At 67.7% G+C, this 13,664-nt stretch carries 11 protein-coding genes; 6 read left to right on the plus strand and 5 right to left on the minus strand.

Going from position 1 to position 13,664, the window contains the following annotated elements; all coding sequences use genetic code 11:
* Nucleotides 1-91 precede the first annotated feature (91 nt).
* On the plus strand, nucleotides 92-1,657 hold the full coding sequence (locus IFT54_RS05255) for a hypothetical protein (protein ID WP_342354766.1): 1,566 nt from the start codon (nucleotides 92-94) through the stop codon (nucleotides 1,655-1,657).
* A 40-nt stretch (nucleotides 1,658-1,697) separates the two neighbouring features.
* Here the strand turns inward: IFT54_RS05255 and IFT54_RS05260 are convergent, their stop codons facing one another.
* Nucleotides 1,698-2,783 (minus strand): bifunctional transcriptional activator/DNA repair enzyme AdaA, encoded by a 1,086-nt coding sequence (locus tag IFT54_RS05260; protein ID WP_192069854.1) that lies wholly within the window; start codon nucleotides 2,781-2,783, stop codon nucleotides 1,698-1,700.
* Nucleotides 2,784-2,861: 78 nt separating this feature from the next.
* A complete protein-coding gene (locus tag IFT54_RS05265) occupies nucleotides 2,862-3,539 on the minus strand; it encodes a dienelactone hydrolase family protein (protein WP_192069855.1) in 678 nt (225 codons plus the stop codon).
* Between the two features lie 326 nt (nucleotides 3,540-3,865).
* Between IFT54_RS05265 and IFT54_RS05270 the strand changes: the two genes are divergently transcribed.
* The 5 genes from IFT54_RS05270 to IFT54_RS05290 all read left to right on the plus strand — a co-directional run bounded on the left by IFT54_RS05270 (nucleotide 3,866) and on the right by IFT54_RS05290 (nucleotide 8,801).
* Complete coding sequence (locus tag IFT54_RS05270) at nucleotides 3,866-4,435, plus strand: F0F1 ATP synthase subunit delta (RefSeq protein WP_342354767.1); 570 nt, start codon at nucleotides 3,866-3,868, stop codon at nucleotides 4,433-4,435.
* 2 nt (nucleotides 4,436-4,437) lie between these two features.
* A complete protein-coding gene (atpA, locus tag IFT54_RS05275; RefSeq protein ID WP_031394432.1) occupies nucleotides 4,438-5,967 on the plus strand; it encodes a F0F1 ATP synthase subunit alpha in 1,530 nt (509 codons plus the stop codon).
* 70 nt (nucleotides 5,968-6,037) lie between these two features.
* On the plus strand, nucleotides 6,038-6,931 hold the full coding sequence (locus tag IFT54_RS05280) for a F0F1 ATP synthase subunit gamma (protein ID WP_056405313.1): 894 nt from the start codon (nucleotides 6,038-6,040) through the stop codon (nucleotides 6,929-6,931).
* A 17-nt stretch (nucleotides 6,932-6,948) separates the two neighbouring features.
* Nucleotides 6,949-8,421, plus strand: a complete 1,473-nt coding sequence (gene atpD / locus IFT54_RS05285; protein ID WP_037530472.1) for a F0F1 ATP synthase subunit beta — start codon at nucleotides 6,949-6,951, stop codon at nucleotides 8,419-8,421.
* A gap of 125 nt (nucleotides 8,422-8,546) precedes the next feature.
* Entirely contained in the window at nucleotides 8,547-8,801 is a 255-nt protein-coding gene (locus IFT54_RS05290) for an ATP synthase F1 subunit epsilon (RefSeq protein ID WP_031441853.1), read from the plus strand.
* A gap of 6 nt (nucleotides 8,802-8,807) precedes the next feature.
* Here the strand turns inward: IFT54_RS05290 and IFT54_RS05295 are convergent, their stop codons facing one another.
* The 3 genes from IFT54_RS05295 to IFT54_RS05305 all read right to left on the minus strand — a co-directional run bounded on the left by IFT54_RS05295 (nucleotide 8,808) and on the right by IFT54_RS05305 (nucleotide 13,603).
* A complete protein-coding gene (locus IFT54_RS05295; protein WP_192069857.1) occupies nucleotides 8,808-9,890 on the minus strand; it encodes an acyltransferase family protein in 1,083 nt (360 codons plus the stop codon).
* Between the two features lie 46 nt (nucleotides 9,891-9,936).
* A complete protein-coding gene (locus tag IFT54_RS05300) occupies nucleotides 9,937-12,108 on the minus strand; it encodes a primosomal protein N' (protein WP_192069858.1) in 2,172 nt (723 codons plus the stop codon).
* Nucleotides 12,109-12,196: 88 nt separating this feature from the next.
* Nucleotides 12,197-13,603, minus strand: a complete 1,407-nt coding sequence (locus IFT54_RS05305) for a sensor domain-containing diguanylate cyclase (protein WP_342354768.1) — start codon at nucleotides 13,601-13,603, stop codon at nucleotides 12,197-12,199.
* Nucleotides 13,604-13,664 lie beyond the last annotated feature (61 nt).

Raw genomic sequence — 13,664 nt, forward strand, 5'->3', positions numbered from 1 at the left:
GTTTACCCCCTCGGCACGCGCCGATCCGCATGGCAGGATGGCGGGGTCGAGGGGGATGGCGATGCGGGTAATACACAGCGTTAGGCATGGGGTGGCGTGGAGCGTCACGATCATGGCGGGACTGGTCGCGTCCTGGACGCCGGCGGCGGCGAAATGGGCGCGCGCGACCTCCGATCATTTCGAGATCTATGCCGACATGCCGCCCGCCGCGCTCACGACGATGGCGACGCGGCTCGAGCAGTTCGACGGGGCGATCCGCCATCTCCACCGTACCCCGGAGGGCACCGGCGCGAAGGGCGCGAACCGCGTTACCGTCTATGTCGCGAACGATGTCGCGGCGATCCGCCGATTGTCCGGCGATCGCGGCATCGCCGGATTCTACCTTCCGCGCGCGAGCGGGTCGGTCGCCTTCACCCCGCGGATCGACGAGGGCGGGGACGGCAGCCGCTCGACGCGCGGCGGCGGGATCCCGCAGATCGTCCTGTTTCACGAATATGCGCATCACTTCCTGCTTGGCAATTACGCCGCCGCCTATCCGGCATGGTTCTCCGAGGGCTATGCCGAGTTCGTCTCGACCGCCGCGTTCGAGAAGGAGTATGTCCAGCTCGGCGGCGCGGCGCAGCACCGGGCGTACAGCCTGCTCGCGGCCAAGCCGGTGCCCGCGGCGACCCTGTTCGCGACCGGGCAGAAGCTGACCGACGAGCAGCGCGGGGTGATGTACGGGCGCGGCTGGTTGCTGACGCACTATCTGATGTTCGACGCGGCGCGCGACCGGCAGTTCCAGCAGTATCTGACCGCGCTGAACGCGGGGACGCCGAGCGTTGCTGCGGCCACTGCGGCGTTCGGCGACTTGCGCACGCTCGACAAGGCGCTCGATGCGTATCTTCGCCAGTCGCGCATCCCGGGGCTGCGGATCGCATATGATAAGCTGCCCGTCGCGCCGGTGGTCGTGACTCCGTTGTCGCCGGGCGCCGCGGCGATGGTCGAGCTGCGGATGCAGTCGGAGCGCGGCGTCAACCGTGCCACCGCCTCACCGATCTTCGCGCGCGCCGCCCGGATCGCGGCAGCCTATCCCGACGATGCGCTCTCGCAGGGCTGGCTGGCCGAGATGGCGTATGATGCGGGGCAGGACGGTGCGGCGCTGGGTGCTGCCGACCGCGCGCTCGCCGCCGATCCGACGTCGCGCCAGGCGATGCTGTACAAGGCGCAGGTGCTGATGCGGCGCGCCGCTGCGGCGACGCCGCGCGACGCTTCAGCATGGAGTGCGGCACGGCGCTGGATCGTCACGGCCAATCGCCAGGCGCCGGACGATGCCGAGGCGCTGTCGCTCTATTATGACAGCTTCGCCGCGGCGGGCGAGGCTCCCAGCGCGGCCGCGATCCTGGGGATCGGTCGCGCGCTCGAGCTGGTGCCGCAGGACCCGGCGCTGCGCTTCAAGGTCGCGGCGCAGGCGATCATGGATGGTCAGACCGATGCCGCCAGACGCGCGCTGCGCCCGCTCGCCTATGATCCGCACCAGTCGGCGGACAACCCGGCGGCGCGGCTGATCGCGATCCTCGATACCGGCGTGACGGGGCCCGCGGCGATGCTGGCGCTTGCAAAGGCACGGGGGGAGACGGTCGTGGTGACGCCGTCGGGGCCGACGCCGGCGAACTAGCAGGGAGGGCGGTGCGCGGGGGCCTGCACCCCGACCGTCGTCACGATGTCGGCGTTTGGGGATTACCTGCGTGTGTTCGTAACGGGGCGGGTTGGCGCTGCGCTTCCTTTGCCAGCAGCGCACGTTTTCGATCGAGGCCATAGGCGTAGCCGCCGAGTGTCCCGTCGGTGCGAAGCGCGCGGTGGCAGGGGATGAGGATGGCGATCGGATTGGCGCCGCACGCGCTGCCGACTGCGCGGACCGCGGCCGGGGTGCCGGCGGCAGCGGCGAGTTGCGTATAGGTGCGCGTCTCGCCCGCGGGGATGCAGGCGAGTGCCTGCCAGACCGCCTCCTGGAACGCGGTGCCGCGGACGTCGAGCGGAAGGTCGTGCTGGCGCTCGGGTGATTCGACGCTGGCGACGACGCGCGCCGCGAGATCGGCGAGTGCCGTATCGCCGGGCGTGACGATCGCCCTGGGAAAGCGTGCGACGAGGGCGGCCGCGTCCTCGTCGAACGCCACGCGGCACAGCCCCGTATCGGTCGCGGCGATCAGCAGCGGACCGAGGCTGGTCGCGACGATCGTCCAGCGGATCCGGACCCCGTCGCCGCCGCGCGCCCAGACGCTCGGCGGCATCCCCATGCGCGACGCGGCGCCGGCGTAGAAGCGACTCGGCGCGGCATAGCCAGCATCGTAGATCGCGGCGGCGACGTGCGCCTCCCGGGTCAGCGCGTCGGCGGCGCGTGCGCTGCGCAGGCCGCGGGCATAGGCGGCCGGCGTGACCCCGGTCGCGCGCTTGAACAGCCGGTGGAAATGATGCGGCGCATAGCCCGCCTGCGCCGCGAGCTGGTCGAGCGAGAGGCGGTCGTCCGTGGCTTCGAGCAGCGCGACGGCGGCGGCGACCGCGATCCGGTCGCGGCCCACGGAGTCCGGGATGCAGCGAAGGCAGGCCCGGAACCCGGCCGCACGGGCGCTAGCCGGGTCATCAAGGAAGACGACATTCTCGCGTCTGGGATGGCGGGCCGGACAGCTCGGCTTGCAATAGATGCCGGTGGTCTTCACCGCGACGATGAACCGACCGTCCCACGCCCGGTCCCGGTTGGCAAAGGCGGTCCAGGCGGTGTCCGGATCTGGGGCGATGTGCGTCATGGCCAAGATGTAGCGCGTCGGTCGGGGTGCTGCATCCCGCGGCTTGCGGTTAAACCGGGGAGCAGACGCCAGCGCTTGTCAGCCGCCGTTCGCGTGGAACAGCGCAAGCGTGCGGGCCTTTGCCAGATCGGCGCTCGGCTCGTGATAATCCTTGCGGCGATCCGAGTTGAAGCCGTGGCCCGCCTCGTAGACATTCACGGTCGCGTTCGGCCAGTCCTTGGCGATCACCTGCTCGACGCCGTCCATCGGGATGCCGTGATCGTGGCGGCCGAAATGGAGGATGACGGGGACCTTGGGCTCCTCGTCGGCCGCCGCCGGGATCATGCTGCCATAATAGCCGCTCGCGGCGGCCACGCCGGTGAGGCGGGTTGCGGCGAACCACGCGACCGACCCTCCATAGCAATAGCCGACGACAAACACCGGCCCGGCGGGGGCGAGCGAGTCGATGCAGGTCTGGACGTCGGTCAGCGACAGTTCGAAGGGGTGGAGTTGCCGCGCGAGCTCGATCCCGCGGGCCAGGCCGTCACCCGAATAGTCCGCCTCGAAGCCCGGATGTTCGCGGTCGAACAAGGCGGGGGCCAGCACTTCATAGCCATCGGCGGCATATTCGTCGCACAGATCGCGGATATGGTCGGTGACGCCGAAGATCTCCTGCACGAGGACGAGCCCGCCGCGACGGTCTTCTGTCGGCTGCGCATGATAGACCGCGATCGTCGCGCCGTCGGACATCGTCATGCTTTTCATCGTGCCGGTCATTCCGATTCCTTGTCGTGTGATCCTGTTCCGACCATTATCGTCATTCCCGCGGAGGCGGGAGCCCATAGTGGCAGGCCCTGCGATGAATGCGCTGGGTCCGGAGGATATGGATCCCTGCCTGCGCGGGGATGACGAAGAGGGTGAGGTGGGCCTTCCAACCATCTGCCGATGACAAAACAGTCACAAACCAGTCGTCTCGGCCGCCCGCCCGGCTTGCCAATGGTGGAACCCGATGCTACCCGCGCCGCGTCCCGGTAGAGGTGCTTTCGCGCCCTCTTCCCTTGTGGGACGGCGACATTCGGTTTCAGACGAGGATTGACAGGTCCGTGGAGACACTTCCCGGTAACGGCGGCGGCGCTATCCAGGCGAGCTTAGGTGGGCGTTATGCGCTCGCCCTGTTCGAACTGGCGCGTGACGCCAAGACGATCGACGCGGTCGAGCAGAGCCTGTCGACCGTGCGCGACGCGCTGGCGCAGTCCGACACGCTCTGCGACCTCACGACGAGCCCGATGGTATCGCGCGGCGCGGCGGTGAAGGCGATCTCCGCCGTCGCCGACGAGCTTGGCGTCGATGCGACCACGAAGAATTTCCTGGGCGTACTGGCCGAGAACCACCGGCTCGGCGCGCTGGCCAAGATCATCAAGGCGTATCGCACGCTTGCTGCGCAGCATCGCGGCGAGATCGCGGCCGAAGTGACCTCTGCGCATCCGCTGTCCGAAGAGCAGGTGATCGAGCTGAAGCATCAGCTCCGCCAGCGGGTCGGCCGTGAAGTTTCTGTCGACCTCAACGTCGACCCATCGCTGCTGGGCGGACTCGTCGTCCGCGTCGGCAGCCAGATGATCGATTCGTCGATCCGCACTCGTTTGAACACGCTCGCGCAGGCGATGAAAGGCTGACCATGGATATCCGCGCCGCAGAAATCTCGAAGATCATCAAGGATCAGATCGCCAATTTCGGCACCGAGGCCCAGGTCAGCGAGACCGGCCAGGTGCTGAGCGTCGGCGACGGCATCGCGCGCATCTTCGGCCTCGACAACGTTCAGGCCGGCGAGATGGTCGAATTCTCGAACGGCGTGCAGGGCATGGCGCTCAACCTCGAGGCCGACAATGTCGGCGTCGTGATCTTCGGGTCTGACTCGGAGATCAAGGAAGGCGACATCGTCAAGCGCACCGGCACGATCGTCGACGTGCCGATCGGCAAGGAGCTGCTCGGCCGCGTGGTCGACGGTCTCGGCAACCCGATCGACGGCAAGGGCCCGATCCACACGACCGAGCGCAGCCGCGTCGAGGTCAAGGCGCCGGGCATCATCCCGCGCCAGTCGGTCAGCGAGCCGGTCCAGACCGGTCTCAAGGCGATCGACGCACTCGTTCCCGTCGGCCGTGGCCAGCGCGAGCTGATCATCGGCGATCGCCAGACCGGCAAGTCGGCGGTCGCGATCGACGCGTTCATCAACCAGAAGACCGCGAACGCGGGCGACGACGAGTCGAAGAAGCTGTATTGCGTCTATGTCGCGATCGGCCAGAAGCGCTCGACCGTTGCGCAGCTCGTCAAGACGCTCGAAGAGAATGGCGCGATGGAATATTCCATCGTCGTTGCAGCCACCGCGTCGGACCCCGCACCGCTCCAGTATCTCGCGCCCTATACCGGCGTCGCGATGGGCGAGTATTTCCGCGATCGCGGCATGCACGCGCTGATCTGCTACGACGATCTGTCGAAGCAGGCCGTCGCCTACCGCCAGATGTCGCTGCTGCTGCGTCGTCCGCCGGGCCGTGAAGCCTATCCCGGCGACGTGTTCTATCTCCACAGCCGTCTGCTCGAGCGTGCGGCCAAGATGTCGGACGCGAACGGCGGCGGCTCGCTGACCGCGCTGCCGATCATCGAGACCCAGGCGGGCGACGTTTCGGCGTACATCCCGACCAACGTGATCTCGATCACCGACGGCCAGATCTTCCTCGAAACCGACCTGTTCTTCTCGGGCGTGCGCCCGGCGATCAACGTCGGTCTCTCGGTCAGCCGCGTCGGCTCGGCCGCACAGACCAAGGCGATGAAGAAGGTGTCGGGCTCGATCAAGCTCGAGCTCGCGCAGTATCGCGAGATGGCGGCGTTCGCGCAGTTCGGGTCGGATCTCGATGCGTCGACGCAGAAGCTGCTCAACCGCGGTGCGCGTCTGACCGAGCTGCTCAAGCAGGCGCAGTTCTCGCCGCTGCCGTTCGAGGAGCAGACCGTTTCGATCTTCGCCGGCACCAGCGGTTTCCTCGACAAGGTGCCCGTCGCCGACGTGACCCGTTACGAGCAGGCACTGCTGGCCGACATGCGCGCGAACCATGCCGATGTGCTCAAGCTGATCCGCGATACCCGCGATCTGGGTAACGAGGCGAAGGACAAGCTGAAGGCAGCGCTCGAGGCGTTCGCCAAGACGTTTGCATAAGTAGAACATGCCCCCGCTGATGCGGGGGCAGGCTGGGCCTCCGCCGTCGCGGGGGAACAAAGGGACGTAGATGGCGAGCCTCAAGGCACTCAAGATCCGTATCGGCTCGGTGAAGTCGACGCAGAAGATCACCAAGGCGATGAAGATGGTCGCCGCTGCGAAACTGCGCCGTGCGCAGGACGCAGCGGTCGCCGGCCGGCCCTATGCCGAGCGGCTCGAAGCGGTGATGGCGAGCCTTGCCGGGCGCGTCGGCATCGCGCCGGGCGCATCGCCGCTGCTGGCCGGGACCGGCAAGGACCAGGTCCATCTGATCGTCATCGCGACGTCGGAGCGTGGTCTGGCCGGTGCGTTCAACACCAACATCGTCCGTGCGGCACGCCGCAAGGCCGAGGAGCTGATCGCGGCCGGCAAAACCGTGAAATTCTATGTCGCCGGCAAGAAGGGGCGTGTGATCAAGCGCTTCTTCCCGAACGACATTCTCGCCGATCACGAGATGGGCGGGATCAAGAAGCTCGCGTTCAGCGACGCGCAGGCGATCTCCGAGGACCTGATCAAGCGCTTCGGCGAGGGTCAGTTCGACGTCGCGCATCTGTTCTACGCCAAGTTCGTGTCGGCGCTGGTCCAGGTGCCGACCGGCATCCAGATCGTTCCCGTGCCGCTCTCGACCATCCCCGGCGCAGAGGCAAAACCCAACGCACCGGCGGAAGCCGTGGTCGAGTACGAGCCCGACGAGGAAGCGATCCTCGCCGATCTGCTGCCGCGCAACGTCGCGATCCAGATCTTCCGCGCGCTGCTCGAAAACGCAGCGTCGGAGCAGGGCAGCCGCATGAACGCGATGGACAACGCCACGCGCAACGCGGGCGACATGATCACGCGCCTCTCGATCCAGTATAACCGTACACGCCAAGCCGCGATCACGACCGAGCTGGTCGAAATCATCTCGGGCGCCGAAGCGCTCAAGTAAGCCCAAGGAAGCAGATAATGGCAACCGCCCCAGAGACCATCGCCCCAGTGGCGGCAACGAACAACACGGGTCGCATCTCGCAGGTGATCGGCGCGGTCGTCGACGTGCATTTCCCCGACAACCTGCCCGCGATTCTGTCGGCGCTCGAAACCGATAACAACGGCAACCGGCTCGTCCTCGAAGTCGCGCAGCATCTCGGCGAGAACACCGTCCGCACGATCGCGATGGACGCGACCGAGGGTCTGACCCGCGGCCAGACCGTCACCGACACCGGCTCGCAGATCCGCGTGCCCGTCGGCCCGAAGACGCTCGGCCGCATCCTCAACGTCATCGGCGAGCCGATCGACGAGCGCGGCCCCGTCGGCGCAGAGCAGACCGCCCCGATCCACGCATCGGCGCCTTTGTTCGTCGATCAGTCGACCGAGAGCGCGATCCTGGTCACCGGCATCAAGGTTATCGATCTGCTCGCACCTTATGCAAAGGGCGGCAAGATCGGCCTGTTCGGCGGCGCCGGCGTCGGCAAGACCGTGCTGATCCAGGAACTGATCAACAACATCGCCAAGGGCCACGGCGGCACCTCGGTGTTCGCGGGCGTCGGCGAGCGTACCCGCGAGGGTAACGATCTGTACCACGAGTTCCTCGACGCGGGCGTCATCGCCAAGGACGCCGACGGCAATCCGCAGTCGGAAGGCTCGAAGGTCGCGCTCGTATTCGGCCAGATGAACGAGCCGCCGGGCGCACGCGCACGCGTTGCACTGTCGGGCCTGACGATCGCCGAATATTTCCGCGACGTCGAAGGCCAGGACGTGCTGTTCTTCGTCGACAACATCTTCCGCTTCACGCAGGCGGGCGCAGAGGTTTCGGCGCTGCTCGGCCGCATTCCGTCGGCCGTGGGCTATCAGCCGACGCTGTCGACCGACATGGGCGCGCTGCAGGAGCGCATCACCTCGACCAACAAGGGGTCGATCACCTCGGTGCAGGCCGTGTACGTTCCCGCGGACGATCTTACCGATCCGGCACCGGCAACGTCGTTCGCGCATCTCGATGCGACGACCAACCTCAACCGTGCGATCTCGGAGCTGGGCATCTACCCGGCGGTCGATCCGCTCGATTCGACCTCGCGTCTGCTCGAGCCGCGCGTTGTCGGCCAGGAGCATTACGACACCGCGCGTGCGGTCCAGTCGACGCTGCAGAAGTACAAGTCGCTGCAGGACATCATCGCGATTCTCGGCATGGACGAGCTGTCCGAGGAGGATAAGCTCACCGTGCAGCGTGCGCGCAAGATCCAGAAGTTCCTGAGCCAGCCGTTCCACGTCGCCGAAGTCTTCACCGGCATCAGCGGCAAGTTCGTCCAGCTTGAGGACACCGTCCGCTCGTTCAAGGCGGTGGTCGAGGGCGAGTATGATCACCTGCCCGAGAGCGCCTTCTACATGGTCGGCGGCATCGACGAAGCGGTCGCCAAGGCCGAGAAGATGGCTGCGGAGGCGTAAGCCTCTGCTACTCCCTCTCCCCTCGGGGGAGAGGGTTGGGGTGAGGGGCCGCCACGAGCGCTCTCGCCCGGTACTGCCCCTCACCCCGACCCTCTCCCCGACGGGAGAGGGAGAAGGCAAACAAGATGCTGCATTTCGAACTCGTCACGCCAGAAAAGCTCGTCCGGTCGGAGGAGGTCTATATGGTCGTCGTCCCCGGCACCGAAGGCGACTTCGGCGTGCTGGAAGGCCATGCGCCGTTCATGTCGACCGTCCGTGACGGAAGCGTGCAGGTGTACCGGACGCAGAACGGCACGTCCGAGACGATAGCGATCCGCGGTGGTTTCGCCGAGGTCAACGCCAAGGGCCTGACCATCCTCGCCGAGCAGGCGGGCGAGTAAACCGCCTCAGGCGAGCGCCGCGTCGGTAGCGACGGGCGCTGCCGCCTTGCGCGGCCGGGCTAAGACCTGCAGCAGCGGCCGTTCGATCCAGCGGTGGACGATGAGCCCCGCGACCGTCGACAGTGTCACGACTAGCGCGACGAAGACCAGCGCCGGGCATTCCGGCAACATCCCGCCGATGCGCCACAGCAGCGCGATCAGGCAAGGGTGGACGAGATAGGTCGAATAGGAGGCGTCGCCGATCCGCGCGACGATCCGGTCGAACCGGCCGCCACCCGGCGTGTCGATCACCCCGAGCAGGACGAGCGCCCAGGGCAGCCCCCAGGTCCAGCTGCGTGCAAGACCGGAGGTGCCGGCGACTGCCGCCTGGACATCGCCCGAGACCGCGGGACCTAGCCCGACGGCGATACCGATAGCGAGCAGCGCGGTTCCCAGAACCGTGGCCATCGCCGCGACGGGTGCGGTGATGCCCCGTCGCCAGGCGATCCAGACGAGCAGGCCAAAGGCGAATTCCAGCTGCATCGGATTGAAGAGGAGCCGCGCCGGCGCCCAGCCGGGCTGGACGATGCAGCCGAGCAGCGCAACGGTGAGCGTCGCGACCAGCAGCCACCGGGTCCTGTGGTGGCGGGCGGTCATCGCGAGTGCGACGAGCGCGTAGAAGGCAAATTCGAAGCCCAGCGTCCAGCCGACATAGAGCGAAGGCTGATGATAGTCGGCGCCATCGAGCAGCGGGAGGACGGTGATCGACATCAGCATCGCCTCGACCGGCTGCGGCTCGGTCGCGACGAGGATATAGGCGATGCTGGCGAGCGCGAAGAGCGGGACGATGCGGCGCCAGCGCTGGACGAGAAAACCCCAGGGATCGCGTGGTGCGGTCGCGAGCGACTGCGCCATGACGAAGCCGCTGATGACGAAGAAGAGATCGACGCCGCTGATGCCGACCACGGAGAGATTGGGCACCGACGGGATGAACGCGCCGGTGATCCGGACCGGACCCGCATCGACCAGGTTCGCTGCATGCGCGGCGACGACCATCGTCGCCGCCAGCGCGCGCAGCCATTGGATCGGGGTAACACGCTGCGCCGACATCCACCCTGGATAGCGTGCAAGCGGTTAAGCGTCGGTTGCTGTCGTATCAGAGAAAGTTATAGGGATCGACGTCGACGGTAACGCGTACCTTGGACGGCCAGTCGAGCGTGCCGAGCCATGCACGGATGACGTCCTGTACGTCGAGCGCGCGCTTCGCATGGACGAGCAGGCGGTAGCGGTGCCGGCCGCGCAGCATCGCGAGCGGTGCGGGCGCGGGGCCATAGACATGCATCCCCTCGACCTGCGGCGCGCTTCGCCCGACGAGATTGGCGGTTTCGTGCGCGCACCGCTGATCCTCGGACGTGACGACGATCGCGGCATAACGACCGAAGGGCGGGGCGCCCGCATCCTTACGCGCCTCGGTCTCGGCCGCATAAAAGGCGTCGGCGTCGCCGGTGATCAGCGCCTGCATCACCTGCGCGGCGGGGCTGTGCGTCTGGATGAAGACATGGCCGGGCTTCTCGCCGCGCCCAGCACGCCCCGACACCTGGCGGATCTGCTGGAAGGTGCGCTCGGCCGCGCGCAGGTCGCCGCCGTCGAGCCCCAGATCCGCATCGACCACGCCGACCAGCGTCAGATTGGGGAAGTGATAGCCCTTGGTCACCAGCTGCGTGCCGACGACGATGTCGATATCGCCCGCCTCCATCCGGTCGACGAATTCCGCTGCCTTGGCGGGCGACCAGATCGTGTCCGACGTGACGACCGCGGTCTTCGCCTCGGGAAACAGCGCGGCGACCTCGTCCGCGATCCGTTCGACGCCGGGACCGCAAGCGACGAGCGTATCCTCGCCCTGGCATTCGGGACAGACGCGCGGCGTCGGCTCGGCATGGCCGCAATGATGACAGGCGAGCCGCCGCGTCAGCCGGTGCTCGACCATCCACGCGGTGCAGTTCGGACACTGGAACCGGTGCCCGCAGGTGCGGCACAGCGTCAGCGGTGCATAGCCCCGGCGGTTGAGGAACAGCAGCGCCTGTTCGCGCTTCTCCAGTGTCGCCTGCATCGCCTGGACCAGCCGCGGGGCGAGCCAGCGACCGCGCTCGGGCGGCTCCTTGATCAGGTCGATCGGCTCGATCGTCGGCATCTCCGCCACGCCGAACCGGCCGGGCAGCTTCAGTTCGGCATAGCGGCCGGTCGCGACCTGCTGGCGGGTCTCGATCGCGGGCGTGGCGGAGGCGAGGATGACCGGGCATCCCTCGAACTTGCCGCGCATCACCGCGACGTCGCGCGCATGATAATGCACGCCTTCCTCCTGCTTGAAGCTGGTCTCGTGCGCCTCGTCGACGACGATCAGGCCAAGATCGCGATAGGGCAGGAACAGCGCGGAGCGTGCGCCGACCGTGACCAGCGCCTCGCCGCTCGCGATCGCACGCCACGCGCGTCGTCGCTGGGTCGACCGCAGTCCCGAATGCCACGCGATCGGCTCGCAGCCGAACCGGTCGTGGAAGCGCTTGAGGAACGGCTCGGTCAGCGCGATCTCGGGCAGCAGCACCAGCGTCTGGCGGCCGTCGCGGATCGCCTGCGCGACCGCCTCGAAATAGACCTCGGTCTTGCCCGAACCGGTCACGCCGTCGAGCAATGTCGGCGTGAAGATGTGGTCGGCGACGCCTTTGACGAGCGAGTCCGCCGCTGCGCGCTGATCGGGCGACAGCAAGGGGACGTGATGCAGCGGGTCGGGGACAGGATAGGGGCTGTCGATATCCACCTCGACTGCCTCGATCCCGCCGACCTTGACGAGACCGCGAATGACCGCGTCGCTCACCTCGGCGAGCTGCGCCAGCTCGCGGATCAGGCCCTGGCGGTCGCCGATCCGTTCGAGCGCCTGTTCGCGTTGCGGCGTCAGGCGCGGGGGGATCGTGCCGGTCGCGCGATATTCGGTCGCGGTGCGCGCGCCCTCGAGCGCGGAAGTCGAGGCGAGCGACATCCGCAGCACCGAGGCGGGGGGCGCCAGATAATAATCGGCGGTCCATTCGATCAGCCGGCGAAGCGGCGCACCGAGCGGCGGTACGTCCGCAACCGCGAGCAGATTGCGCAGGCGGTTGTCGCCGACCTCCGCATCCGACGGCATCCGCTCCGCCTCCCACACCACACCGAGCAGCTGGCGCGGGCCGAGCGGCGCGACGACGATCGATCCGGGCGCGACGTCCATGCCCGTGGGCACGCGGTAGTCGAGCGGCCCAAGGGCGGCGTTGAGGATCAGGACACGGGCGCGCGACAACATGGCCGACGCATATGGGGGCAGATCGACTCGACGGAAACCTTTTAGCGGCGTGTGGTCGTCGTCGCGGCGCGCATCGCGGTGAACCCGATCAGGCGGCGCGGCGCCGTTCGCCGATCCGTTCGCGTTTGGCGCGGTAGAGGACGATGTCGACGCGGTGGACGAAATCACGGACCGTCTGGCAATCGGGTTCGAGCGCGGCGATGCCGACCGTGCCCGCGCTGATCATCGCCAGGCCGTCGACCGAGACCGGCACCTGCAACGCCTCCTGCAGCCGACTGACGATCTCGTCGGGTGCACCGACCAGCGCGGGGTCGTCGACGATCACCGCGAATTCATCACCGCCAAGCCGGGCAGCGAGGCTGCCGCGGAGCCATGGCGCCTGCAGGATCTGGCCGACGCCGCGCAGCACGTCGTCGCCCGCGTTGTGGCCAAGCGTATCGTTGATCGCCTTGAACCCGTCGAGATCGACCAGCGCGAGCAGCAACGGCGTCGCTTCCGCACGCGCACGCGTGATGGCCGCGTCGAGCGCCCGGTCAAACGCGGCCCGGTTGGCGAGGCCGGTGAGCGCATCGGTTTCGGCCGTGCGTCGCAGCGTGAGTTCGAGCGCGTGACGATCGGTCACGTCCTGGAAGATGCCGACGATCGCGACGGGACCGTCCACGTTGCGCTGGGCCGCATGTTCGAGCTCGCCCTGCACGCGCACGCGTCGTGGATTGCCCAGCGCAGTGGTGAAGTCGAGTTCGAGATCGATCGGGACGCCGGTGCGGATGACGTCGGTGAGCGCCTGCGCGATCTGTTCGCGGGCATGGGGGGGATAGTGATCGATCGCCTTGGACGGGTCGGGTTGCGCGCCAAGCGGCAGCTCGTGGATCCGGAAGACGCCGTCGGACCATTCGAGCGGACCGTCGGGCCACAGCACCCGCCACGATCCGATTGCCGCCATCCGCTCGGCCTGGCGGAAGATGCGGTCCTGGCGAGCGAGAACGGACGACTGGCGATCCGCGGTCACCGCGATCGCCAGCGCCTGCATTGCCGCGGTCCGCGCGGCGATCGCCGCTTCGGCAAGCGTGGCGAGATGCACAAGCGCTTTCCGCCCGGCCGCGTTCAGGCTGCGTGGATGGGTATCGAGCACGCACAGCGCGCCGATCGGGTGACGTCGTCCGTCGTCGGCGATCGCGTGGATCGGGGCACCGGCATAGAATCGCACCCCGTCGGAGGCGGCAACCAGGGGGTTGGCAGCGAATCGCGAATCACCCGACAGGTCCTCCACGACCAGCGGCGCCGATCCCTGAATGGTGACGTTGCACATGGTCACGTCGCGCGCGATCTCGCCGCGTTCACCGTCATTGGCGGCCTTGATCCACAAGCGGTCGCGATCGATCAGCGTCATCATCGCGCTGGGGCAGTCGAGCATTTCGGCTGCCAGCGCGACGAGCGCGTCGAATTCGCGCTCCGGTTCGGTATCGAGCAGCGCGAGCGCGTTGAGCGTCGCCACCCGGCGTTCCTCGTCGGCCGAAGCAAAACGCGATGGTGATCCGGGCATTTCGCGAGGGGCG

This window comes from Sphingomonas sp. CFBP 13714 (assembly GCF_014842205.1).
GTDB classification, from domain to species: Bacteria; Pseudomonadota; Alphaproteobacteria; order Sphingomonadales; family Sphingomonadaceae; genus Sphingomonas; species Sphingomonas aerolata.

Excerpts from the sequence above, each read along its gene's own strand:
- IFT54_RS05260 (WP_192069854.1), bottom strand. The coding sequence starts at position 2,783 with ATGACGCACATCGCCCCAGATCCGGACACCGCCTGGACCGCCTTTGCC.
- IFT54_RS05290 (WP_031441853.1), top strand. The coding sequence starts at position 8,547 with ATGCTGCATTTCGAACTCGTCACGCCAGAAAAGCTCGTCCGGTCGGAG.
- IFT54_RS05280 (WP_056405313.1), top strand. The coding sequence starts at position 6,038 with ATGGCGAGCCTCAAGGCACTCAAGATCCGTATCGGCTCGGTGAAGTCG.
- IFT54_RS05295 (WP_192069857.1), bottom strand. The coding sequence starts at position 9,890 with ATGTCGGCGCAGCGTGTTACCCCGATCCAATGGCTGCGCGCGCTGGCG.
- atpA (WP_031394432.1), top strand. The coding sequence starts at position 4,438 with ATGGATATCCGCGCCGCAGAAATCTCGAAGATCATCAAGGATCAGATC.
- IFT54_RS05265 (WP_192069855.1), bottom strand. The coding sequence starts at position 3,539 with ATGACCGGCACGATGAAAAGCATGACGATGTCCGACGGCGCGACGATC.
- IFT54_RS05300 (WP_192069858.1), bottom strand. The coding sequence starts at position 12,108 with ATGTTGTCGCGCGCCCGTGTCCTGATCCTCAACGCCGCCCTTGGGCCG.
- atpD (WP_037530472.1), top strand. The coding sequence starts at position 6,949 with ATGGCAACCGCCCCAGAGACCATCGCCCCAGTGGCGGCAACGAACAAC.